This window comes from Yersinia sp. 2540 StPb PI, from assembly GCF_052217165.1.
Taxonomy (GTDB): domain Bacteria; phylum Pseudomonadota; class Gammaproteobacteria; order Enterobacterales; family Enterobacteriaceae; genus Yersinia; species Yersinia enterocolitica_E.
In genome coordinates, this window is record NZ_JAZGQC010000001.1 from 4,213,588 (window position 1) to 4,236,547 (window position 22,960).

A 22,960-nucleotide genomic window follows, 5' to 3' on the forward strand; every position below is an offset into this window, starting at 1 on the left:
TCATAGCAAGGGGCCGCGTCAGTACACCATGTACTTACCGCAGCGGTTAAACCGGCCGGATACTCTCTTCATCCAATTCTGCATCGAAGAAACGACGCAGTGTCTGAATATTATTATCCGCAATAATCGACTGGCGTGCTTGTGCCAGCTTTTCTTCATAAATGGCCTGCCGCCATTCCAGCGGAGTACGCTCCGCCGGGTTGTCATCTTCGATAACGCTAAGTGTGACAGCATTACCGTGTAATTCACTCAATGCATCAGCCAGCGCCTTTTGTGCCGAGGGCGAATTTAAATGCCGCTGGCTAGAACGCAGGTGAAGGCAAATATTACCCGGTTCTATTTCTTCTTTAAATGCATTCAACGCAAGTTGCTGTACCAATTTCGGAACATGTAGCTTATCTATCTCTGCCGCCCAAGGATCCCGCACCATGGCGTCTTCAGCCAATTTGGCAGAAAGCTCTGGTGTTTTTTCATGCTCTAACGCAGAGCGCAACGCCTTAGGCGTGGTAACTGGCTCAGCTACGACCTCAGACTGATTCTGCGCGGTCCAGCGATAAGCTTCTTTCTTCGCCGGTTTCTTTTCTTCGGTTGATTTAGCGGCCAGACGCTGCTGGCTGCGCTCAGTCACCGAAGCTAAACGCTCCAGTGCCGAGGTTGCCGGCCGCGCTTTTCCTGGCGCTGCCGGCTCATTCTTTTTTGGTGTGGTTGTCCCGGATTGTCGCAACAACTGGGTCCGTGCCTGAAGGAGCTGCGCAGTAGAATCTGGCAGCTGAGTACTCACTTCAGCGGCAAGCCCTAGCGGTGGTGCATCTTGCGGTGGCCCTGAGTGAGTAGATGCGGGCTGTTGCGTATTTGGGGAGTGCTGCGGTGCATTGTTAGCCACAATCGCTGCTGGCGCACTGACAGATACACTCTGCGGTTCGGCAATTATCGCTTTAGGATGAAAAGCTAACGCTCGCAATAAGGTCATTTCAACCCCCATGCGGCGATCCGGCGCATAAGCCAGCTCTTTGCGGCCCATTAACAGTATTTGATAATATAGCTGGATATCTGTAGGCGGCAATGTGCGGGCCAGTTCGCGTAACCGAGGCTCAACCGTCGCATAGTGATTATCCAACATTGATGGCAGCAGTTGCACCATCGCAATGCGGTGCAGCAAACTTAGGGTTTCGACCAATAAGTTTTCCCAATCGACACCACGTGATGCCGCTTGTTCTACCTGAGCCATCACCCGCGCACCATCAGCACTGACCAGCGCCTCGATAATCGCCAAGGGTTGCTCGTCATCCAGCGTTCCCAGCATTTGACTGACTGTAGCTGTCGTCACATGCCCATCGCCCATCGCAACGGCCTGATCTGTCAGACTAAGCGCATCTCGCATACTGCCATCGGCCGCCCGTGCCAGTAATTGCAATGCTCGCGCATCACTACTGATTTGCTCTGCCAGCAATATTTTTTCAAGCTGCCCACGGATAACCTCAACATCAATCACTTTGAGATGGAATTGCAAACAGCGGGAAAGGATAGTCACCGGCAGTTTCTGAGGGTCCGTAGTCGCCAGCAAGAATTTCACATGAGCTGGCGGCTCTTCAAGAGTTTTTAGTAGCGCATTGAAACTGTGGCGCGACAGCATATGCACTTCATCAATTAAGTACACTTTGAAGCGGCCACGGGCTGGAGCATATTGAACGTTATCCAGCAGTTCTCGGGTATCTTCTACCTTCGTGCGCGAGGCGGCATCTATCTCGATCAGGTCAACAAAACGGCCTTGTTCGATCTCCAGGCAGTTAGCACAGGTACCGCAAGGCGTCGCTGTAATGCCGGTTTCGCAGTTAAGACCTTTGGCTAATAGTCGTGCAATCGATGTCTTGCCAACGCCACGGGTGCCGGAGAATAGATAGGCGTGATGAATTCGCCCTAATGAAAGGCCATTAGCCAGCGCCGTCAGGACATGCTCCTGACCAACGACGTCTGCGAACGTTTGGGGGCGCCACTTACGGGCAAGGACCTGATAGCTCATTAATACTTCATCATTGATTTATAAAGAATAATTTAATCACCAGTAAAAAAACCACTATTTAACCTACATATATTAAGTGGTTTGTTTTTGAACACATTAACCCGAATAGCTACAGGTTGAATCTTAGTGTACCAGTACGCCCATCCTCATTCCCACAAATTTACTTTGTGGAAGTAGAGTTGTCGATTCTTTGTACCCTGCGATGCCGTAATAATCCCGTTCTTATTTCCTTTCTGACTCTCCCCCATGTTGAAAGAATCGATATTGCCAGCAATGAATTTTACAACGGTGGCCTGTTCATTTTTATTCCACAATCTGGATGTTATGCTGGCAATCTATTGTGAAATACCGGCCTTAGTACGATCGGAAATTTGCTCTGACAGGTAACGGAGATTAGCAGAGTGTAAAGTTGCTTCCCTGACTGCTGGATTTTGCATGGTATTCAATCAGTGCCGATGCCTAGGCTATCAAGAAGTTATAGTTAATAATCAGCGGCACCCAGTTTTGGTCAATTAACAATGGACGGATTTATGACAAGTAAAAAAAGAGGGATGGGCTATATTGCTATCGTCGTTGATGATTACGATAAAGCGATTGAATTTTATACCGAAAAGTTAGGTTTTTTTCTGCGAGAAGATGAGGCACAACCAGGGAAACGTTGGGTGTCGGTTTCGCCGACAGAAGACAGTGAGTGTCGTTTATTGCTAGCTCGGGCATCCAATGACCATCAAACTGCGTTTATTGGTAATCAATGCGGTGGTCGAGTATTCCTTTTTCTTGAGACAGATAACTTCTGGCGTGATTATGAGTTGATGAAATCAAAAGGAGTGACATTCTGCGAAGAACCTCGCAAAGAGGAATATGGCATGGTGGTTGTATTCGAAGATATTTACGGTAATCGCTGGGATCTCTACCAAAAATAGTGAGTATAATTAGTGCGTTAGGAAAACAATAATGATAAGAATCATCTCGGTGAGAAGTCACCCTGAGTATAAAGATCAATCTATCCGCTATTTTCAGAATAAGTGGGCCACGGAAGAGACTAAAATGCTTTATCAGGATTGCATCAGTCTTTGTATTGCAGCTAAAAATCCTTTACCTCAATGGTATTTGATGGAAATGAATAATGAAATTATTGGTTGCGCTGGATTAATCACCAATGATTTTATTAGCCGTATGGATCTGTACCCTTGGTTATGTGCGCTTTATATTGAAGAGCAACACCGGGGGTATGCTTATGGTGAATTACTGATCAGGCATATTGCTAAAGAAACCAAACAATTAGGTTTTGATACACTACATTTATGTACTGACCATATCGGGTTCTACGAAAAGTATGGTTTTACTTTTACTGGATTGGGTTATCACCCATGGGGCGAGTCTTCACGTATTTATTCGCTGCCACTCTAATAAGTGAATGGCAGTTTGCATTGATAATATTTTCCCGATATTCATCGAATAATCTGACGGTCACGGTTGATGACCACCAGATTGTTATGCCTACCATCTTTCAGTCCAGAGTGCTGTTGGCTGCTTTCATTCACCCAAATCATCTACCTGGGTAAGTTTATCGGGATGTATTCACTTGCAGCCTATCTGCAACTCCACATTCTTTGGGGATAAAATCAATGCCCGCTGAACGAGACCAAACTATAGCAAGTGATACCTTGCTGAGTCAGACGCGCTTCGCCGCCCAATTCAGGTAAATCAATCACAAATGCAGCGTCAGTCACGACGCCACCCAGCCGACGGATGAGCTTAACCGTTGCCTCGATTGTGCCGCCGGTAGCCAGCAAATCGTCAATCACTAAGACATTATCGCCCGGTTTAATGCTATCGGTGTGGATCTCAAGTTTGTCCGTGCCATACTCCAACTCATAGCTTTCGCTGATAGTTTCCCGCGGCAATTTACCGGGTTTACGCACCGGAACAAAACCGACACCCAGCGACAGGGCTACCGGAGCACCAAACAGAAAGCCGCGAGCTTCAGTACCCACTACTTTGGTCACGCCTTTACCCAGATAGCGCTCTACCAGCAATTCGATGCTAGCGGCATAGGCTAATGGATCTTCTAGCAAGCTGGTCACATCACGAAACAGTATTCCCGCTTTTGGATAATCGGGGATGGTTTTGATACTGTCTTTAATATATTGAAGCTGTTGTGCTGTATTAGGTGCAGTAGCGGTCATAATTTGTGCCTGATAAAACTGCTGTACATACTTAAGCGCGGCCAGTCGATGTTAAATGGCATCGGCTGAGTAACTTAGTCTCACTATCGATAATACTCCGATAGTTTAAGTCACTGCATCCTTAACATTAAGGATGCAACGAGGGATTACCCCGCGCACGAAAACGCTCGAATCTATGCAAACTGGCACTAAAATGCAACTAGTGTGAATTGCTCAGCGCCGTTTTTGTTGCGATAGGTCAATAACTGGCATTCGCCACATAAAGGTCAACAGTAGGGTTAACATAATAAGTAATATGCCTCTCACCCACCAGATTTTCACCAACCAAAGTGAAACAGCAAATGTAAGTATGGTAACCAGTATTGCCTTCCATTTAGTGCCCACAGGCAATGCTCGATGTTGTTGCCAGGTACGTATATAGCTACCAAACCATGAACGGTAGAGCAACCAGTGATGAAATCGCGGGGAGGATCGTGCAAAACACCAGGCGGCCAACAGCAAAAACGGTGTGGTGGGTAACAGAGGAAGCACGACACCTAACGTTGCCAATATCACCGCCAGCCAACCCAAGGTTATCAAAAACCAACGAGACATAAGCTCCCTTTATCATCACTTTAATAAAGCGTTATCATTAACCCATGCATTGAACATCATCAATAGATATTCTTGCCATTATTTGCACAAGACGTCGGTATCTATTTTATTTACCCTCCTCCAAGCTTGTATCTGCCGCCATTCGAAGGCAAGCTGGCGGGAAATGCCAAGGAGAAGCGCCATGAGTACGGAAAAATTATTGCAGGTGCTTGAAAGTCAAATTGAAGCGCTGTCAGCGCAAGTTGGCCCTCAGGCAAACATTCCCTCTCAGCAAGCCCGTTTTGATCTAAAGCTGTTTGGTAATCATGGCAACCGTTTCCGCGATTATCTACAGGAAATACGTAAAAATATGGCACAACTAAAGCAGGTGGTTGCTGATAATCGCACACAACAGGTTGCTTTTCTCGCTGAAAAACTGGTTGCCCAGATTTCTGCATTGCAAAGAGAATTGGCTACACAAAAATTAAGAAAATCCAATCCTGAACCTCGGGATAATAAATTGGACCCTTACCATAAGCTGGCTGAACATCAAGATTATGAACGGCGAATATTGGCCATGATTCAGGATAGAGAGAGCCAACTTGGTAAGCAAAGTTTGTTATCTGAGCAGCAGAAAATACAGAAAGAGCTAGCGGCACTCGAGGGGCGCCTAATGCGCTGCCGGCAGGCGTTGATAAGAATAGAACGCAGTATTGAGAAAAAAGAGAACGGTTTTTGAATATTTGTCACATTTTTTGAATCATTGAGATTCCGACAGCAAATAGTTCTCTATAATGTTTATGCCCGCCCTCTTTCAAGTGCAGATGTTGACGGCTTGCGTTCACCCGAATTACTGACTGGTGTCAGTTAATCGGGATTACCTGGCTTACCGCTTTCCAGCATGTTGAAATCTAGTGGGTATATAGGTTGAATCAGGTCAGGTGGAACCCAGGTACGATATTCACACCCGACTTCCCGATTAACTGCAAATCAAATGTTGGTCAGATTATGTCAGTTGAAAAAGCTCCACCAGAACTGCAACTGGCAGTAGATCTTATCTATCTGCTGGAATGCAATGAGATAGCGCCCGAGACAGCACTGGCGGCGTTAGCGATCGTGCAACTTGATTATCAGCGTAAGCTCCGCCGTCAAAACTCAGATTGAAGATATCACTTCTGCTGTTTAGCCAAGGCGATACACTAACGTGTCGCCTTAGTGATGCAGGTATATTACCCGACCTGTAGAGACTCCATCAGTAATGGTGCGCTACTGCCTATACAGCCTAATGCCTTAAGCAAGCGGCTTATTGATATCCGGTAAGTCAGGCTTAGTATCTCCCAATTCCGATTGCTCAGCCGGTAAGCCCTGTTTATCAAGCGGGCGACTGACTTCCTGAATCTCGGTACCATCTGGTTTGTGCAGATACACTTCCAACTGGTTAAAGGCGATATTAATGTCATTATCACGACATAACTTATCAATAGCCCTGTTCAATTCATCCACCGTATAGCTGCGATCTCTCAATTCACGAACATACAGGCGTAACTCATGATCAAGAGTGCTGGAACCGAAGTTTAGGAAGAAGACTTGCGGTTCAGGATCAACCATAACTCGTGGATTCTCATGGGCGGCTTGTAACAGTACATCTTTTACTTTCGCCAGATCAGAACCATAGGCGACACCCACTTTAATGATGATGCGCGTAATGGTATCTGACAGTGACCAGTTGATCAGGCGCTCGGTAACAAATGCTTTGTTCGGAATAATGACTTCTTTACGGTCAAAATCAGTAATTGTCGTCGCACGGATGCGTATCTTGCTGACATTCCCCGAAAAAGTACCAATGGTAATGGTATCGCCGATACGAACGGGCCGCTCAAACAGAATAATCAAACCGGATACAAAGTTGGCAAAGATTTCCTGCAAGCCAAACCCCAAACCAACAGACAATGCCGCCACTAACCATTGCAATTTATCCCACGAAACACCGAGCGAACTTAACGCGGTTATCCCACCGACCGCCGTGATGAGATAAGTCAGAATGGTGGTGATGGCATAAGAAGTGCCTTGGCGCAGTTGCAGGCGCGACAATACCACAACCTCAAGTAAGCCCGGCAAGTTACGAGTCAGAACATAGGCAACCACCAATGCCATCAAAGCCACCAGCATATTCCCCAAGGTCACAGCCTGCGCGACGCTAGCACCAGCGACTGTTGAGGTGTAATGCCACAAAGAGATACTGTCCAGATAGGAAATAACCGTTATCAGGTCCGCCCAAATCCAATAGAAACAAGTGGCAAAAATCAGGAAGAGCGCCATCGTTGTCAGGCGTAATGACTGTTGGTTAATTTGGTCCAAGGCTAATGGCGGCTCTTCAACCGGCTCACCACCTTCAGCCCCCTCTTTCACCAAACTTTGCCGCCGGGCAATGGCCCTACGATAGGCCAAACGCCGCGCGGCTACCCCTAAACCTCGAATTGCCGTCAGGTAAACGATATTCCACAGGAACAATAAGTACAGGCTATCAATCCAGCGACCAGCCAGTTGCAGTGTCGTATAAAAATATCCTGCCATCATTAAGCCAATCAAAATGATGGGGGTTACCGCAACCGCAGTCACAATCACCAACCGCACCGCATGGGAATCTTTTTCACGCCAACTATCGCGGCAGAATGGATAGACAAACAGGGCCAGCAGTGCCAATGCAATAACAATAACAATTTGCCCGATGACATCATCGACCAATCGAAGTGGACTTTTCTCTCCCAATTCCGACCAGAATATCACCGGCAACAATGCCCCCCCTAATCGCACCATTTGGCGGCGATAATGCGCGCATCGGTCAGCCGCGATCATAAAGTGTCGCTCGGTAATTCCCCCTGGCGAGAGCATACGATAGGTCAGATCAAATATTAGCCAGAACAGCGCCAAACGTTGGAATAAGCTCCAGAGGAAATCACTAAGATTAAAGTCTGAACGCAGGCACCAATAGCCAATACCTAGGATAATTAAGGCCCCAGGCAAGACTTTCAGTAAAGTGAGCATAATGGCATTTGGCGTATGCATTTGGCTGTCGTGCTTGAGTTGCCCGACGTCAGCCGCCAACCTATCCAAATGTTTATTAATGATGTTATAGCGTGATCGGATCACCCCCACCACAATCAACATGGGTAGTAAGAACACCACTGATTTGATCAACCCCGCTAACACATCCCCCGGTGACAGGGTAAAGTGAAAATTGCTCAGTTCAGCTTTAAGTGCGCCCGGTAAGGCTTTTAGCCAAGACCAGTCCATCGGTTTATTGCTACTGACCCAAAAAATCTGCTGTGTCAGAGTATGTTGCAGTGATTCATTGACGCTGAGCAACTGCTGTTGGTTAATTTGCAGATTGATAGCCAATGTCAGTTGGTTACCCAACTGTTTATTCAACTGATCCAGTAGCTCACGGCGGATATCAACAATTTGCCCCAGCGCGTCTTCTACATCAGGACTGATCTTCTCTTTACTGTCATTCATCAGGGTTTGGATATAGTCATCCCCCTGGAATAGCTGGTCACGTTGCTGATTTATTTCAAATTGCTCCAAGCGCAAGTCAGCAATACGTGGCCCCATATTGGTTATCAAACCCGCAGCCGGTAAATTGAGCTGCTGTTGATACAAGATACGCGAAAGCAACAAGCTACCGCGTAATACGGTAATTTGTTCTTTTAAGTTACGTTCCGATTGCAGCGCGCGATCCAGCCAGTTTTTAACTCTGATATTCTGTTGTACCAGGGTGTTGCCTTCTTTCGTGGCATTAATCAGGCGCTGGCTTAATTCTTTGTTAATCGTCAGTTCTCGGCTAACTAACGGATCATTTTGAATATCAGTTGCATCATTAGGTGCTTGCGCTTCTTTGGCTGTTTTTTCTGATAGGATTAATCGTTTGCCGCTGACCACCTCTTGCAGTAGCTGTACGTAGCGCTCCAGTTGGTTTATGTGCGCAGTAGTGTAATCCCGTTGTTTTTGCAGTAAATCCTGTAAGGTGGTGTTAGCTTCCAGATTTTTACGTTGCAAATCCAACTGCGCATTTAACATCACCTGCTCAGTCAATAACTCTTGCTGCTGGGTTGGACGCAGAACCTCTTGATTTGGCGCTAATCCATTGAGTTGATTGCGAATCTGCATTAAACGCATTGATGCGTTATACATTGCACTCTGCACCCGTTCGGGCTGAGTTTGCAGGGCAATTAACTGGCTATTATAAGCGGAGAGGTCTTCCTGAGCTGATTGTAAATCATCCAGCGTTTCATTTAGACGTGATTCCAATTGGCGCAGCGAATAATTCGCCAATGACTCCCGGGTCAGCGGGTCAGCGGTACTATTCTTAAGCGCATCCAGCCCCTCTGTCGCCTGCCGTAATTTTGCGGGAGCTTGTGCCAGTTGTTGTTTAAGTTGACTGGCCTCTTGCTTGGTACGCTCAATGGTATCAAGGTATTCCAACGTTTTAGTCAGATCCTGCTGTGATAACTTTTCCGCTGGCGACAATATTTTTTGTTTTGATAGTGTATCCAGTTGGCTTAATACCTCAGTGCGGGTCGGCACATCAATATTGATTCCAGATGCAAAAGTCGATGGCAAAGATATAAAGGCAATTATAAGCAGGATAAGCATTGTCTGAAGGCGTAATAAAAATGCCCCCACTGACGTCATGACTGGCATGGATAAGGGTAAAGAATATTGATTATGGGATCTGCTGCTCATATTTGAACTTCATTTCAACAGAGAGGCTGAAATCCTATCACGTTCAGTCTCGAGTCATAATAAGAAAAATCTTTCAGAGCGTGAATAGCTGTAATAATGCGGGCTGTTACGCAGTTGTTGTTGAATAGGATGTAACAACCAGCAATATCAGTTGATTCAGGGAAGAGTAATAATCCCCTTATTACTTAGAACGTGAGAACTTTATCAGCGGCTAACGTCCATTGAGCCAACTCAACCAAAGTACCGATTTCTGCACCATCAACCAGCGTTAACCCAGTCACACCACGGGCATCGGCGCAAGTTTTGCATAATTTAACCGGAACATTCTGTGCTGTAAGAATCTCTAGCATCTGCTGTAAATTGTAACCTTCACGTGGTTGTTGCCCGTTAAGACCAGCAATGACGGCATCAGACATTAAAAAAAGGCGTAAATCGAGATCGGCTTGTTGTTCTTTTAACGCAATAGATAAACGCAGAGCATTAAATAATGACTCATGGCCATAGGCGGCCCCATTCGCAATCACAACCAGTGAACTACTCATATAAACCTCCAGTTAATCCGATGCTTTGTTATTTAACCCTTTTCGCAACGAAAGACTATGGCCTAGCATCTCCAGATAGGCATCAATTAATACCGGTGCCTCTTGTTTTATATCAAAACTTTCTGGCATAAAGAGCCAGTTTTCCATCAAACCTGTAATATAAGCTTTCATGATAATCGCAGCTCGACGAGTATCAAGGTTGACGGGCAATTGATTTGCATCAATACAGTCTTGCAAAACCGATTCAATTCGCTCATAACTAGCTAAATCAAGAACTTTACGCGCGTCATGGACTGAGGTCATCTCACCGATAAACTCACATTTATGGAATACAATCTCCATTAGTGCACGGCGTCGGCAATCCTCACGCGTAGAAACAAGAACATAGATGAGTATTTCACGCAGGATGCGGAGTGGATTATCGGGATATTTTGCCTGATACTCTAATTCGAGCTGATCAATTTTAGACTCTGATAACTCCCAAACTTCGTTAAACAGGTCTACCTTATTCTTGAAGTGCCAATAAATTGCGCCTCGGGTTACGCCTGCGGCGGCGGCAATATCAGTAAGTGAAGTGCCGGAAACGCCATGCGCAGAAAACTCCCGCACTGCGGCATCAAGAATTTGTTGCCGAGTCTCTTCGGCTTGCTGTTTGGTTTTTCGTGCCATAGCGTTGTTTTTTCGAGGGGGTGCGATTTACATACATTCACGAATGTATGTACCATAGCACGCACATATAATTTACGCAGCAATGGGTTTTAAAGCTTGTGATCCATTGAATTAAATTAAAAATCGGACACTTGAGGTTTATCTATGAGCAAAAACAGAGGGGTAATGCCTCTGGCTGCAATTCTGGTACTTTCAGGCAGCTTAGTACTTATAGGATGTAATGATAAAGATGCGGCGCAAGCCCATGCTCAACAGGCACCTGAAGTCGGTATTGTGACATTGAAAGCAGCACCACTGAATATCACAACCGAACTACCGGGCCGCACGTCCGCATTCCGTGTTGCAGAAGTTCGCCCACAAGTTAGCGGGATCATTCTTAAACGTAACTATGTTGAAGGCAGTGATGTCACCGCCGGAACATCACTTTATCAAATTGATCCAGCCACATATCAGGCCGCTTATGACAGCGCCAAAGGTGATTTAGCGAAAGCACAAGCTGCCGCTGAAATTGCCCGCCTGACAGTGAATCGCTACAAACCATTACTGGGTACCAATTACATCAGTAAGCAAGAGTATGACCAGGCTGTGTCTGACTCAATGCAAGCTAATGCGAGTGTTCTGGCAGCAAAAGCGGCGGTAGAAACAGCGCGTATTAACCTGGCATATACTCAGGTTACGTCGCCAATCAGTGGGCGTACCGGTAAATCTTCAGTTACTGAAGGTGCATTGGTGACCAGTGGTCAGGCAACGGCAATGACCACAGTTCAGCAACTTGATCCGATGTATGTCGATGTGACTCAATCAAGCGATGAATTCTTGCGCCTGAAAAAAGAGCTGGCTGATGGCACGCTCAAGCAAGAAAACGGCAAGGCCAAGGTTCGCTTGTTACTGGAAAACGGCTCTGAATACGCACAAACCGGTACTCTGGAATTCTCTGGTGTCACCGTCGATGAAACGACCGGTTCAATTACTATCCGTGCCATCTTCCCTAACCCGAACGAGGCGCTGCTGCCTGGCATGTTTGTTCGTGCCCGTTTGGATGAAGGTGTCAGACCTGATGCACTGTTGGTGCCTCAACAAGGTGTGACGCGTAACCCACGTGGCGAAGCTACTGCTATGGTTGTCGGCGCAGATGACAAAGTTGAAATGCGCACGCTGGTTGCTAATCAGGCCATTGGTAATAAATGGTTGGTTACTGAAGGATTGAAAGCAGGCGACCGCCTGATTGTTTCCGGCTTGCAGAAAATCAGACCGGGCGTGCAGGTAAAAGTGCAGGAAGTTACTGACCCGGCGCAAAAAGCAGCTCCGGCTGATACAGCGAAGAAGTCTTAAAAGGAGCCGGTAATTCATGGCTAAGTTCTTTATAGATCGCCCTATTTTCGCTTGGGTTCTCGCCATCATTCTGATGTTGGCTGGTGCACTTGCGATAATGAAATTACCCGTTGCGCAATATCCAACCATTGCGCCACCGGCAATTACAATCTCCGCCAACTATCCTGGCGCCGATGCGACTACTGTTCAGAATACAGTTACGCAGGTTATCGAACAGAACATGAACGGTATCGATAACCTGCTGTATATGTCTTCCAGCAGTGATTCCTCCGGTAACGTTCAGTTGACGTTGACCTTTAACTCAGGCACTGACCCAGATATCGCTCAGGTTCAGGTCCAGAACAAACTGCAATTAGCTATGCCATTACTGCCGCAAGAAGTGCAGCAGCAGGGCGTGAGCGTTGAAAAGTCCAGTAGTAGCTTCCTCATGGTTGCCGGCTTTATTTCTGAAGACGGCACCATGAAACAAGAAGATATCGCGGACTATGTGGGTTCTAACGTTAAAGATCCAATTAGCCGTACCGCCGGTGTGGGTGACGTTCAGTTATTTGGTTCCCAATACGCAATGCGTATCTGGATGGATCCGCATAAACTGAATAATTTCAAACTGACACCGGTTGATGTTATTAATGCCATTAAAGTACAGAACAATCAGGTCGCAGCAGGCCAGTTAGGGGGGACTCCACCCGTACCTGGTCAAGAGCTGAACTCATCAATCATTGCGCAGACCCGTTTAACCAACGCAGAAGAATTCAGCCAGATCTTGCTGAAAGTGAATACTGATGGTTCGCAGGTTCGCCTGAAAGATGTGGCTATCGTTCAACTGGGTGCTGAAAGCTATAACATCATCGCCCGTTATAATGGTAAACCTGCGGCAGGTATCGGTATTAAACTGGCAACCGGTGCTAACGCCCTGGACACCTCTGCTGCAGTAAAAGCTGAACTGGCGAAATTACAACCCTTCTTCCCGAATGGGTTGAAAGTGGTTTATCCGTACGACACCACCCCATTCGTTAAAATCTCTATTAACGAAGTGGTTAAAACACTGGTTGAAGCCATCATTTTGGTGTTCCTGGTAATGTATCTGTTCTTGCAGAACTTCCGGGCAACATTGATTCCAACGATTGCAGTACCGGTCGTATTGCTGGGTACTTTCGCTATTCTCTCCGCCTTTGGCTATTCGATAAACACCCTAACGATGTTCGGGATGGTGTTGGCGATAGGTCTATTGGTAGATGACGCCATCGTGGTGGTAGAGAACGTCGAACGTGTGATGCAGGAAGAAGGGCTACCGCCGAAAGAAGCCACCAAAAAGTCTATGGAGCAAATCCAGGGCGCATTGGTGGGGATCGCGATGGTACTGTCGGCAGTATTTATCCCGATGGCCTTCTTTGGCGGCGCAACCGGGGCGATTTATCGTCAGTTCTCTATCACCATTGTTTCAGCCATGGTGCTCTCGGTTCTGGTGGCATTGATTCTGACACCCGCACTGTGCGCGACAATGCTGAAACCTATCACCAAAGGTGAACATGGGCCGAGTACCGGCTTCTTCGGTTGGTTTAACCGCATGTTCGAGAAAAGCACCCATCACTACACTGACAGCGTTGCCAACATTTTGCGCAGCACTGGCCGTTATCTGCTGATCTATCTGCTGATAGTGATTGGTATGGGCGTGTTGTTCCTACGCTTGCCGACATCATTCTTACCAGAAGAAGATCAGGGTGTATTCCTGACCATGGTGCAAATGCCTGCGGGTGCGACGCAAGAACGTACTCAGAAAGTGCTAAATCAGGTTACTGACTATTATCTCGACAAAGAAAAAGACGTGGTTAACTCTGTATTTACCGTTAACGGCTTCGGTTTCAGTGGTCAGGGTCAGAACACGGGTCTGGCATTCGTCAGTCTGAAAAACTGGGATGAGCGTCCGGGAGAACAGAACAAAGTTCCAGCAATTGTCGGCCGCGCATCTGCTGCCTTCTCGCAAATCAAAGACGGTTTGGTCTTCGCCTTTAACTTGCCAGCGATTGTGGAGTTGGGTACTGCTACCGGCTTTGACTTCCAGTTAATTGATCAGGGTAACGTCGGCCATCAGAAATTAACTGAAGCGCGTAACCAACTGCTCGGTATGGCGGCGCAACACTCAGATATGCTGGTCGGTATGCGGCCGAACGGACTGGAAGATACACCTCAGTTCAAAGTGGAAGTTGATCAGGAAAAAGCACAGGCTCTTGGTGTTTCGATTTCCGATATCAATACCACGCTCGGTTCAGCAATGGGCGGCAGTTACGTAAACGACTTTATCGACCGTGGTCGTGTGAAGAAAGTTTATGTACAAGCTGATGCGCCTTTCCGTATGTTACCGGGTGATATCGATAAGTGGTATGTCCGTAACAACGCCGGTCAGATGGTATCGTTTAATACCTTCTCCACCGCGAAATGGGAATACGGCTCACCTCGACTTGAACGTTATAACGGTCTGCCATCCATGGAAATTCTGGGTCAGGCAGCGCCGGGTAAAAGTACCGGTGAGGCAATGGACCTGATGCAGGACTTGGCATCTAAATTGCCAAGCGGCATCGGTTATGACTGGACCGGCATGTCTTATCAAGAACGTCTGTCAGGTAACCAGGCTCCCGCGTTGTATGCCATCTCACTGATTGTGGTGTTCTTATGTCTGGCTGCGCTGTATGAAAGCTGGTCGATTCCATTCTCAGTTATGTTGGTGGTACCGCTGGGTGTTGTGGGCGCGTTACTGGCGGCCTCTCTGCGTGGGCTCAATAACGACGTTTACTTCCAGGTAGGCTTATTGACCACTATCGGACTATCGGCCAAGAACGCCATCTTGATTGTTGAGTTTGCTAAAGACTTAATGGACAAAGAAGGGAAAGGTTTGGTGGAATCAACCTTGGAAGCAGTACGTATGCGTCTGCGACCAATTCTGATGACGTCATTAGCCTTTATCCTAGGGGTTCTGCCACTGGTTATCAGTAGTGGTGCAGGTTCTGGTGCACAGAATGCGGTAGGTACAGGTGTTATGGGCGGGATGGTAACCGCGACTGTACTGGCTATCTTCTTTGTTCCGGTCTTCTTCGTGGTGGTTCGCCGTCGCTTTAGTCGAAAAAGCGAAGATGTAGAACACTCGCATGCGGTTGACCATAAGGCCAAGTAAACCTTACGTCACCACAATTGATGAAATACATCATTAAGAAAACCCGCAGACTTAGGTTTGCGGGTTTTTTATTTTCTGTACTTGAAACTCAAAAGTGAATAGCGCATAATTATTGTTATAGTATAACATAACAATTGGAGTTTTTATGAAACTTGGCATCCACCCTAACTACCGGACAGTGGTTTTTCACGACACCAGCGCAGATACCTATTTCACCGTGGGTTCCACCATTGCCACAGCACGCACCATTGAGCGCGATGGGCAGACCTATCCTTATGTCACGCTGGATATCTCCTCAGCCTCACATCCGTACTACACCGGTAAACAAAAAGAGTTCTCCAAAGAAGGCAGTACTGCGCGCTTCAATCAACGTTTTGGTCGCTTCTTGACTAAAAAAGCCAGCTAATCCTGAGAGTTAACTATGCAAGTATTGAGTTCATTACGTTCAGCTAAAAACCGTCATCCCGATTGTAAAATCGTTCATCGTCGTGGTCGGGTATACGTTATTTGTAAAAGTAACCCACGTTTCAAAGCGGTTCAGGGAGGGACTCATAAGAAGCGTTGATTTTGATTTGGTCTTTAGCCCATCAGTTGATGGTATTGATAAGCCCCGTTGCTGCCCAACGGGGCTTTTTCATGTTAAAGAAGAGAGTTATCAACCAAGGTCAAGTACTCAGCCTCTGACCAAAATCAAAGACTGAGCGCTAGCCACTTTGTTTATTGGTTTATAGTTACTTCATACTGTTCACAATGGTATCTACATTGTGTTTAAAAGCTTCAGCATAGGTTGCTGCCGGGCCACCGGTTGCAGATAAGGCTTCAGGGTAAAGCTCCCCACCAGCTTTAGCACCACTGGCTGCGGCAATCTGTTTTACTAAACGCGGATCAGTCTGATTTTCAATAAAATACGTTTTTATTTTCTCTTGTTTGATCTGTTTAATTAGCGCGGCTACATCGCTGGCACTGGCTTCAGCCTCAGTGGAGAATCCGACGGGCGATAAGAAGTTAACCCCATACTCTTGGCTAAAATAGCCGAAAGCATCATGGCTGGTCAGGACCTTACGCTTATCCATCGGGATCGTGGCAAATTGAGCTTTCGCATAAATATCCAGTTTTTCCAATTGCTGAATGTATTCTCCACCACGTTTACGGAAATAATCAGCATCCTCAGGATCGGCGACAATCAATGCATTCATTACGTTGTTGGCATACTTGATACCATTCGCCATGCTGTTCCATGCGTGGGGGTCCGTCACCCTCTTTCCCTCATCATCCATTTTACGCGTATCGATCCCGGTTGAGGCGACAACGACCTGCCCTTTATAGCCAGAAGCACTGATCAAACGCTCCAACCACCCTTCAAGCCCTAGCCCGCTGATAAACACCACATCAGCGTTAGATAACTGTTTACTATTTTTCGGCATTGGTTCAAAACTATGGGGATCCCCATCCGGGCCGACCAATGTCACCACATTGACATGCTCGCCCCCCACCTGCTGGACGATATCGCCTAAAATAGAAAAACTGGCTACAGCTTCAACAGTTTTTGCCATCGCCAATGGGCTAGACAGTAGGGCAGCTACCGCCAAACTAATAGGTAAACGCTTCATTTAACTCTCCTTTAACGACCGGTACTTCTTAACGGCGCGCGGTTGCTAAAACACCACCACGCGTTCCAAATAGAATAGATACAAAGAAAATCAGGCTGGCACTAAGGACTATTGCCGGCCCGGCAGGTAACGAGGCGTAATAAGACCACAACAAGCCGACAAAACTGGCAACTATGCCGATGGTCATGGCAATACCTAATGTATGAGGGAGATTTTTGGCCCAAAAACGGGCACTGGCAGCAGGCAACATCATTAATCCTACCGACATCAGGGTGCCAAGAATCTGAAATCCGGCGACCAGATTGATAACCACCAGCGATAAAAACAGAGCGTGGATCACCATCAGCCAGCGCCCCATACTGACCCGTAGAAAGACAGGGTCGAATGACTCAATCACCAGTGCGCGATAAATCGCCGCTAAAGCCAACATCGAAACCGTCGTGATAACGCCGACCATGGTCATGGCACTGACATCAACAGCCAAAATAGAACCAAATAACACATGAAGCAGATCCATGCTCGAGCCACGTAGAGAGACCAGCGTGACCCCCAAGGCCAGCGAGCCCAGATAGAAACCGGCAAAGCTGGCATCTTCTCTTAATAGTGTTCGTCGGCTGACCCAGCCGGACAACATAGCAACCGCTAATCCGGCAATAAACCCACCCACGCCCATTGCCACCAGTGACATTCCTGAAATGAGGTAACCGATAGCCGCTCCCGGCAATACCGCGTGAGATAGGGCATCCCCCACCAGGCTCATTCGCCGTAATAACAAGAAAACCCCTAAAGGAGCTGAACTGAGTGACAAAGCCAGACAGGCGACTAATGCCCGCCGCATAAAGCCAAAATCGACAAAAGGATCAGCAAATAAATGGAACAATGTCATCAGTTGATAACCCTTTGCTGTTCGGGTTGAGGAGCCAGAGAAGAGAGTGCGCAAGATGAGCTGTGGCAGTGATGCCATTGCGCCAGAACCTGTGCAGATGAGTCCCAACAGTTACCAAGAGGTGCCAACCACAAGGCGCGGGGGAAATGCTCAGCGACCATCGACATATCGTGTAAGACAGCAATAATTGTCCGCCCCTCATCCTGTAACCGATGAATAACATCGAGTAACAGCCGCACGGTTTGGCTATCAATACCGGTAAAAGGCTCATCCAGTAATATCAGTTGTGCCTGTTGCACTAAAAGACGGGCAAACAGCACCCGTTGCAACTGCCCGCCAGAAAGCTCACCAACGGGTTGGCGCGCCATCTCCTGCATACCGACGGTGTTTAATGCCTTTTTGATTCGTTGCCGTGATTGATGATTAATGCCCCCTAGTAGCCCACTTTGTGGCCAGCACCCCATCGCCACGACATCCTGAACGACAATGGGGAACTGTTTATCTAACTCAGCTTGCTGTGGGAGATAGGCTATTTGAGGGCGCACTTCTCCGGTAAAAGTTATTTCCCCCATCACTGCGGGTTGTAAATCTGCCAATGTTTTAAGTAGGGTTGATTTACCCGCTCCATTTGCCCCAATGATGGCCGTGAGAGACCCGGCAGTAAAACCACCATCAATTGGCGGGGTAAGTGCATGCCGATCATATCCAATCTCAATATTTCTCAACTTTATCATGGCAATATATTCGCCCAATAAATAGCTCCCCACAGCAGCAAGCAAAGTAAGGCGACTCCGCTGATACGCTGTAATGACGAAAGTGAGAACAATGTCCAGTAGGAAGGCAGGATTAACCGGGTAAGGAAAGCGTGTTTATTCATAGTAGAACAGAGCATGTGTTTTTATGTGATACATTATAACATCACATAAAATTATTAAATTCAAGAAAACATCATGATTGACGGGTTTTAAAAGTAACAAGTTTTAGCACGCTAGCCCCACCGCCCTCAGTAAACGGAAGCAAACCTGCCGCTAATGGCAAACCAGACAGCGCAAACATGCTTAGTAACAGTAAATTAAACAATTTTTACTGTTACTCCACTGGTGAGGTCAGGCAGGGTTTTGGTATTCTAACCTCAACATTGTTCGGTAATGCTCGCAAAACGATAAATTACACAATAGAAAACAGGTAATATCCTCCCCTGCTCTTGACCAAACCCGCTGAGCATTCTAGGTTAATAGAGAGTAGTTAAATTAATCGTGAGTAATAACCCTAAATATGAAGAACCCTATTTAGACTACGTTATTTTATAGGAAGAGCGTGTTATTGAAAGCAAGTGCGTCAAATAACATCACAACATGTAGCTGATAGTATTAGTTGAAAAATCTCATTAAATTTGATTTTTTTGATTCAAATCATGCTCGTAGTTGCTGAAAAACAAATGCCAAAGCATTTTTTGTTACAATAGCGATACAGGAATGAATTAATCTTGCCACCATGAGCGGACAATTAATGAACAATGAAATAGCTGGGGACTTCACCTCAGGGTGTTACGCGATTTCATTACTCAAGAGTGTTATCAGCAATAATATCCGTGAAATTGAAGGAAGTTTGGTTTCCGGCTTAATGTATTATTCGGAAAATGCCAGGTACACGGCGGGTTCATTAGAAATTCTTGATATTTCTCACGTAGAAGATAACTGTTATTCAATGACTTACTGTTATCAATGGCATATCTTTAACCCCTGTTTGGATATCAATACTGAAGAATCCTTAACCGGTGCTGTAACATTTATTGTACATCCAGAAAAAATCACTTTTGATATAATTAACAATGACAGGCCCTCAACCGCTGACGAATTGTAAGATTAAGTAATAAAGTTGCGCGGTGAGCGAAGAAATGATTTATATTCATATCAAGACAAGTTTATTTACGTTAACGATAAGCTTCTACGTTTATATGATTATCTATCTACTCACATTGTGTTATCAACACCGAATTAAGACTTTACGGAGGGGATGATATGGATGAGTACTCGCCTAAACGGCATGACATTGCCCAGTTGAAGTTTCTATGTGAGAACTTGTATGATGAAGGCATTGCTACCCTTGGCGACAGCCATCATGGGTGGGTAAATGACCCAACATCTGCCGTAAATCTGCAACTCAATGATTTGATCGAGCATATAGCTTCATTTGTGATGAGTTTTAAAATAAAATACCCGGATGACGGCGACCTTTCAGAGTTAGTGGAAGAATATTTAGACGATACATATACTTTGTTTAGTAGTTACGGGATCAATGATCCTGAATTGCGGCGCTGGCAAAAAACCAAAGAGCGTTTATTCAGACTTTTCTCAGGAGAATACATCTGTACCCTGATGAAAACTTAAGGGATAGTTTCCCTATATTAATTTGTATATCGAGAAGAAAAACCACCATGACAAAAACTGACTACCTGATGCGTTTAAGAAAATGTACGACTATTGATACATTGGAACGTGTAATTGAAAAGAATAAGTATGAGCTTTCCGATGATGAGTTGGAATTATTTTACTCAGCGGCAGACCATCGCCTGGCTGAACTCACAATGAATAAGCTTTATGATAAAATCCCACCTACGGTTTGGCAACATGTGAAATAGTCTGCTTAACGCTGGTTAAGACACACAACGTTGAGCCGATAGTCGTTATCGGCTTCAATGAACCAGGCGATTTGTTCGTGTTTTAATTTGAGATAAATGTCTTGATAGGCCCACGGTATTGAAGGTTAACTTGAATCCCGCGTTATTGCATATCAGGATTTAGGTAAAATCCAGTGAGTTATCAGCAGAATGGAAGGGCATTTAAGTCAAAGTGCTTGGTCCGTTTTATTTATTAAAATTCACTCTTACCGCTAATAATTTCAAAATATTATTAATCCTTTGCTAAATCTTAAATGTAAATAGACACCTAAACCAATAAATAAATGAGAAAAATCTTATTTCCTCCTTCATTAATACGTCTATCTGAAAATATCTGACCAATAGCATAAGAAAACTTAAAGAAGAGGTCCAGCAAGAAGGGTTGACACTTTAGATAAGCACACTAAGAAGATAACATCAGCAATGGCGGAGGCTAGCACTCATTGCCATGGCAGTGCAGGAGCCGACCTTGACCTGCAAGAACCCCAATACGGGTAAGCCATTTAGCAAGGATGAGTTTGTACAATTTGCCGACGATTATCTTGGTGCAGATATTATTTTTTGGTGCACAACGTCTCCCTGGCTGACGAAGAAATAGGTATCAATCGCTAAGGAAATAAAGCCCCGCGCGAGATCATGCCGGATATAATCACGGCAGCAGTCGGGCAAAAAATGGATGCAACCTCCTATCATCAACAGTTTACCCTAAGCAGCTATTGGCAACAGTACCAAAATAAAAGAGATGATAAGATATATATAATACTCAACGCTATCTTGTTCTCAGAAACGAGAGGAAAATACTGATGTCAAAGACAATCAAAACAACATTTTTGGCTGCCTGTATGGTCAGCCTCCTACCCTCACTATCTTATGCTCAATCGTCAAATAAATTACCAATGACTATCTTCGAAGATGTTCGGGTCTTTGACGGCACAACCTTAACGTCCAAAATGAATGTGGTTGTTGAAGGCAATAAAATCACTCAAATCTCTGCTCAACCGATTAATCCAGCAACTGATGCCGTGCATATCGCTGGCAATGGTCAAACATTGATGCCGGGCCTTATCGATGCCCACTGGCATACTTTTATGGCTCGTCCTTCCATGGCATTAGCGTCAACCGCTCCGTTAAGTTTTATCACATTGCTGGCCGGTGCTGAAGCAGAGTCAACACTTCTGCGCGGTTTTACCAGCGTTCGAGATTTGGGTGGACCCGCGTTTGGCTTAAAACTCGCAATTGATAATGGCGTAATCAAAGGGCCACGCATCTGGCCATCAGGGGCAATGATTTCACAAACGGGTGGTCATGGTGATTTTCGGATGCTTTCAGAAATACCGGCTACCCCAGATCAATTAAGTTACCCAGAACGAATTGGTATGTCAGCGATAGCTGATTCAGCCGATGAAATTCGAAAGCGCACCAGAGAGCAATTGTTGCAAGGAGCTAGCCAAATCAAGTTGACAGGAGGCGGTGGCGTATCTTCTCCCTATGGCCCATTAGATACAGTTCAACTTAGCGTCGATGAAATTCACGCCGCAGTCGAGGCCGCGGCTAATTGGGGTACTTATGTGACAGTCCATGCTTATACCCCTGAAGCCATTAGCAATGCTATCAAAGCTGGAGCAAAAGTAATTGAGCATGGTCAATTGGCAGATGATGCAACTGCAAAATTAATGGCAGATACAGGTACATGGTGGAGTCTGCAGCCTTTTTTGGCGGACGAAAATGCAAATCAACAGCCCGATCCCGCAGGACAAGCCAGAGCAGCGCAGATTTTTGCCGGGACTGATAACGCTTATCGCTTAGCTAAAAAATACGGGGTGAAAGTTGCGTTCGGAACAGATGTTTTATTTGATGGCAATTTGGCAGCCCGACAAGGCTCACAGCTTTCTACAATGACACGGTGGTATACGCCCGCCGAAGTGCTCAGAATGGCAACATCTGATAATGCAAAATTGTTAGCACTATCAGATCGACGCAATCCATATCCAGGAAAACTTGGTGTGGTCGAAGTCGGAGCCTTAGCTGATTTATTGCTGGTTAACGGCGATCCAATCGCTGATATCGGACTGCTGGCAGATCCTGAAAAAAACCTGACTATCATCATGAAAGACGGACAGATAATAAAAAAACAAGCTGGTTTCAAAGTAAAAAGGTTTGAATAGGATTCAGATTATCGCTACGGAAGCACCAAAAACACTATGCACCGGCATAATATCATTGTGATAAAGCTGATTCGAATTTCACGACGTTTTCCAAGTGTCAGGTAGACTCTAGGGTAGTACCAGATTGCATGACGGGAAAGCATAAGATGTGACATTGATTAGCTCCCAGGTGATACACAAAAGTTGTATCACTGCCGTTTCAATGCACGAGACAAGTGTTGAATATGATGGATATCATGCACTTATCAGAAATGGTGGAGGCCCTGCCAGCTACATCCCGGCACACACCTCGCCTGCTACGGCTGCTTCCTTCCGGATCTGACCGAGTTCACAAGTTAGTGTTGCGGGAGAACCAACAGGACCTCCATTGACGTTAACGGCT

At 46.0% G+C, this 22,960-nt stretch carries 21 protein-coding genes, 1 other RNA gene and 1 other annotated feature; of the genes, 12 read left to right on the forward strand and 10 right to left on the reverse strand.

The features are described from left to right. Positions 1-46: 46 nt before the first annotated feature. Positions 47-2,020, reverse strand: coding sequence for a DNA polymerase III subunit gamma/tau (dnaX, locus tag V1956_RS19690; protein ID WP_442825545.1), 1,974 nt, complete (start codon positions 2,018-2,020; stop codon positions 47-49). Continuing rightward, positions 653-716 (reverse strand) — a sequence feature (DnaX frameshifting element). Its footprint overlaps the gene before it by 64 nt. Before the next feature lie 530 nt (positions 2,021-2,550). Between dnaX and V1956_RS19695 the strand changes: the two genes are divergently transcribed. Both V1956_RS19695 and V1956_RS19700 read left to right on the forward strand, forming a co-directional pair. Beyond that, positions 2,551-2,943 carry a VOC family protein gene (locus V1956_RS19695; protein ID WP_372558216.1) on the forward strand — a complete coding sequence of 131 codons (393 nt, stop codon included), beginning with the start codon at positions 2,551-2,553 and terminating at the stop codon, positions 2,941-2,943. 31 nt (positions 2,944-2,974) lie between these two features. Further along, positions 2,975-3,430 (forward strand): GNAT family N-acetyltransferase, encoded by a 456-nt coding sequence (locus V1956_RS19700; protein ID WP_372558215.1) that lies wholly within the window; start codon positions 2,975-2,977, stop codon positions 3,428-3,430. A 215-nt stretch (positions 3,431-3,645) separates the two neighbouring features. On the opposite strand, the gene apt is transcribed toward V1956_RS19700, so the two are convergent. Then, on the reverse strand, positions 3,646-4,209 hold the full coding sequence (apt, locus tag V1956_RS19705; protein WP_083159969.1) for an adenine phosphoribosyltransferase: 564 nt from the start codon (positions 4,207-4,209) through the stop codon (positions 3,646-3,648). Between the two features lie 213 nt (positions 4,210-4,422). Then, positions 4,423-4,803, reverse strand: a complete 381-nt coding sequence (locus tag V1956_RS19710) for a DUF454 family protein (RefSeq protein ID WP_372558214.1) — start codon at positions 4,801-4,803, stop codon at positions 4,423-4,425. Positions 4,804-4,984: 181 nt separating this feature from the next. Between V1956_RS19710 and priC the strand changes: the two genes are divergently transcribed. Both priC and rsmS read left to right on the forward strand, forming a co-directional pair. Continuing rightward, positions 4,985-5,521, forward strand: coding sequence for a primosomal replication protein PriC (priC, locus tag V1956_RS19715; RefSeq protein WP_372558213.1), 537 nt, complete (start codon positions 4,985-4,987; stop codon positions 5,519-5,521). Between the two features lie 269 nt (positions 5,522-5,790). Beyond that, positions 5,791-5,946: a pleiotropic regulatory protein RsmS gene (gene rsmS / locus V1956_RS19720; RefSeq protein ID WP_050086075.1), complete on the forward strand. Its 156-nt coding sequence runs from the start codon at positions 5,791-5,793 to the stop codon at positions 5,944-5,946. A 126-nt stretch (positions 5,947-6,072) separates the two neighbouring features. Here the strand turns inward: rsmS and mscK are convergent, their stop codons facing one another. The 3 genes from mscK to acrR all read right to left on the reverse strand — a co-directional run bounded on the left by mscK (position 6,073) and on the right by acrR (position 10,736). Further along, positions 6,073-9,525 carry a mechanosensitive channel MscK gene (mscK, locus tag V1956_RS19725; protein ID WP_372558212.1) on the reverse strand — a complete coding sequence of 1,151 codons (3,453 nt, stop codon included), beginning with the start codon at positions 9,523-9,525 and terminating at the stop codon, positions 6,073-6,075. A 185-nt stretch (positions 9,526-9,710) separates the two neighbouring features. Further along, positions 9,711-10,067 (reverse strand): DsrE/DsrF/TusD sulfur relay family protein, encoded by a 357-nt coding sequence (locus V1956_RS19730; RefSeq protein WP_083159977.1) that lies wholly within the window; start codon positions 10,065-10,067, stop codon positions 9,711-9,713. 12 nt (positions 10,068-10,079) lie between these two features. After that, entirely contained in the window at positions 10,080-10,736 is a 657-nt protein-coding gene (gene acrR / locus V1956_RS19735) for a multidrug efflux transporter transcriptional repressor AcrR (protein ID WP_372558211.1), read from the reverse strand. A 144-nt stretch (positions 10,737-10,880) separates the two neighbouring features. Here acrR and acrA point away from each other — a divergent pair, with 144 nt between their 5' ends. The 4 genes from acrA to ykgO all read left to right on the forward strand — a co-directional run bounded on the left by acrA (position 10,881) and on the right by ykgO (position 15,802). Continuing rightward, complete coding sequence (acrA, locus tag V1956_RS19740) at positions 10,881-12,068, forward strand: efflux RND transporter adaptor subunit AcrA (protein ID WP_372558210.1); 1,188 nt, start codon at positions 10,881-10,883, stop codon at positions 12,066-12,068. Between the two features lie 16 nt (positions 12,069-12,084). Next, positions 12,085-15,237, forward strand: coding sequence for an efflux RND transporter permease AcrB (gene acrB, locus V1956_RS19745; protein WP_372558209.1), 3,153 nt, complete (start codon positions 12,085-12,087; stop codon positions 15,235-15,237). 145 nt (positions 15,238-15,382) lie between these two features. Beyond that, a complete protein-coding gene (locus V1956_RS19750) occupies positions 15,383-15,643 on the forward strand; it encodes a type B 50S ribosomal protein L31 (RefSeq protein WP_442825546.1) in 261 nt (86 codons plus the stop codon). Positions 15,644-15,658: 15 nt separating this feature from the next. After that, a complete protein-coding gene (gene ykgO / locus V1956_RS19755) occupies positions 15,659-15,802 on the forward strand; it encodes a type B 50S ribosomal protein L36 (protein WP_038402146.1) in 144 nt (47 codons plus the stop codon). A 166-nt stretch (positions 15,803-15,968) separates the two neighbouring features. On the opposite strand, the gene V1956_RS19760 is transcribed toward ykgO, so the two are convergent. The 3 genes from V1956_RS19760 to V1956_RS19770 are packed head-to-tail and all read right to left on the reverse strand — an operon-like array spanning position 15,969 to position 18,467. Then, positions 15,969-16,847 carry a metal ABC transporter substrate-binding protein gene (locus V1956_RS19760; RefSeq protein ID WP_420071374.1) on the reverse strand — a complete coding sequence of 293 codons (879 nt, stop codon included), beginning with the start codon at positions 16,845-16,847 and terminating at the stop codon, positions 15,969-15,971. Positions 16,848-16,875: 28 nt separating this feature from the next. Beyond that, a complete protein-coding gene (locus V1956_RS19765; RefSeq protein WP_442825835.1) occupies positions 16,876-17,733 on the reverse strand; it encodes a metal ABC transporter permease in 858 nt (285 codons plus the stop codon). Then, entirely contained in the window at positions 17,733-18,467 is a 735-nt protein-coding gene (locus tag V1956_RS19770) for a metal ABC transporter ATP-binding protein (RefSeq protein WP_420074622.1), read from the reverse strand. Before V1956_RS19770 ends, V1956_RS19765 begins: the two co-directional genes overlap by 1 nt. Positions 18,468-19,242: 775 nt before the next feature. Between V1956_RS19770 and V1956_RS19775 the strand changes: the two genes are divergently transcribed. The 4 genes from V1956_RS19775 to V1956_RS19790 all read left to right on the forward strand — a co-directional run bounded on the left by V1956_RS19775 (position 19,243) and on the right by V1956_RS19790 (position 22,578). Then, the gene (locus tag V1956_RS19775) at positions 19,243-19,596 is read left to right on the forward strand and encodes a hypothetical protein (RefSeq protein WP_420074623.1); all 354 of its coding nucleotides are present in this window, start codon (positions 19,243-19,245) and stop codon (positions 19,594-19,596) included. Between the two features lie 158 nt (positions 19,597-19,754). Beyond that, positions 19,755-20,123: an Hha toxicity modulator TomB gene (tomB, locus tag V1956_RS19780; protein ID WP_083159993.1), complete on the forward strand. Its 369-nt coding sequence runs from the start codon at positions 19,755-19,757 to the stop codon at positions 20,121-20,123. Between the two features lie 47 nt (positions 20,124-20,170). Continuing rightward, a complete protein-coding gene (gene ymoA, locus V1956_RS19785) occupies positions 20,171-20,374 on the forward strand; it encodes an expression modulating protein YmoA (RefSeq protein WP_002208622.1) in 204 nt (67 codons plus the stop codon). An 842-nt stretch (positions 20,375-21,216) separates the two neighbouring features. After that, a complete protein-coding gene (locus V1956_RS19790) occupies positions 21,217-22,578 on the forward strand; it encodes an amidohydrolase family protein (RefSeq protein ID WP_442825547.1) in 1,362 nt (453 codons plus the stop codon). A 261-nt stretch (positions 22,579-22,839) separates the two neighbouring features. Here V1956_RS19790 and ffs read toward each other — a convergent pair. Then, an RNA gene (gene ffs, locus V1956_RS19795) (signal recognition particle sRNA small type) lies at positions 22,840-22,936 on the reverse strand. Positions 22,937-22,960: the final 24 nt, after the last annotated feature.

What these genes read in the sequence shown, in the direction of transcription:
- dnaX (WP_442825545.1), bottom strand. Translation starts at nt 2,020, where the DNA reads ATGAGCTATCAGGTCCTTGCCCGTAAGTGGCGCCCCCAAACGTTCGCA.
- V1956_RS19695 (WP_372558216.1), top strand. Translation starts at nt 2,551, where the DNA reads ATGACAAGTAAAAAAAGAGGGATGGGCTATATTGCTATCGTCGTTGAT.
- V1956_RS19700 (WP_372558215.1), top strand. Translation starts at nt 2,975, where the DNA reads ATGATAAGAATCATCTCGGTGAGAAGTCACCCTGAGTATAAAGATCAA.
- apt (WP_083159969.1), bottom strand. Translation starts at nt 4,209, where the DNA reads ATGACCGCTACTGCACCTAATACAGCACAACAGCTTCAATATATTAAA.
- V1956_RS19710 (WP_372558214.1), bottom strand. Translation starts at nt 4,803, where the DNA reads ATGTCTCGTTGGTTTTTGATAACCTTGGGTTGGCTGGCGGTGATATTG.
- priC (WP_372558213.1), top strand. Translation starts at nt 4,985, where the DNA reads ATGAGTACGGAAAAATTATTGCAGGTGCTTGAAAGTCAAATTGAAGCG.
- rsmS (WP_050086075.1), top strand. Translation starts at nt 5,791, where the DNA reads ATGTCAGTTGAAAAAGCTCCACCAGAACTGCAACTGGCAGTAGATCTT.
- mscK (WP_372558212.1), bottom strand. Translation starts at nt 9,525, where the DNA reads ATGAGCAGCAGATCCCATAATCAATATTCTTTACCCTTATCCATGCCA.
- V1956_RS19730 (WP_083159977.1), bottom strand. Translation starts at nt 10,067, where the DNA reads ATGAGTAGTTCACTGGTTGTGATTGCGAATGGGGCCGCCTATGGCCAT.
- acrR (WP_372558211.1), bottom strand. Translation starts at nt 10,736, where the DNA reads ATGGCACGAAAAACCAAACAGCAAGCCGAAGAGACTCGGCAACAAATT.
- acrA (WP_372558210.1), top strand. Translation starts at nt 10,881, where the DNA reads ATGAGCAAAAACAGAGGGGTAATGCCTCTGGCTGCAATTCTGGTACTT.
- acrB (WP_372558209.1), top strand. Translation starts at nt 12,085, where the DNA reads ATGGCTAAGTTCTTTATAGATCGCCCTATTTTCGCTTGGGTTCTCGCC.
- V1956_RS19750 (WP_442825546.1), top strand. Translation starts at nt 15,383, where the DNA reads ATGAAACTTGGCATCCACCCTAACTACCGGACAGTGGTTTTTCACGAC.
- ykgO (WP_038402146.1), top strand. Translation starts at nt 15,659, where the DNA reads ATGCAAGTATTGAGTTCATTACGTTCAGCTAAAAACCGTCATCCCGAT.
- V1956_RS19760 (WP_420071374.1), bottom strand. Translation starts at nt 16,847, where the DNA reads ATGAAGCGTTTACCTATTAGTTTGGCGGTAGCTGCCCTACTGTCTAGC.
- V1956_RS19765 (WP_442825835.1), bottom strand. Translation starts at nt 17,733, where the DNA reads ATGACATTGTTCCATTTATTTGCTGATCCTTTTGTCGATTTTGGCTTT.
- V1956_RS19770 (WP_420074622.1), bottom strand. Translation starts at nt 18,467, where the DNA reads ATGATAAAGTTGAGAAATATTGAGATTGGATATGATCGGCATGCACTT.
- V1956_RS19775 (WP_420074623.1), top strand. Translation starts at nt 19,243, where the DNA reads ATGAACAATGAAATAGCTGGGGACTTCACCTCAGGGTGTTACGCGATT.
- tomB (WP_083159993.1), top strand. Translation starts at nt 19,755, where the DNA reads ATGGATGAGTACTCGCCTAAACGGCATGACATTGCCCAGTTGAAGTTT.
- ymoA (WP_002208622.1), top strand. Translation starts at nt 20,171, where the DNA reads ATGACAAAAACTGACTACCTGATGCGTTTAAGAAAATGTACGACTATT.
- V1956_RS19790 (WP_442825547.1), top strand. Translation starts at nt 21,217, where the DNA reads ATGTCAAAGACAATCAAAACAACATTTTTGGCTGCCTGTATGGTCAGC.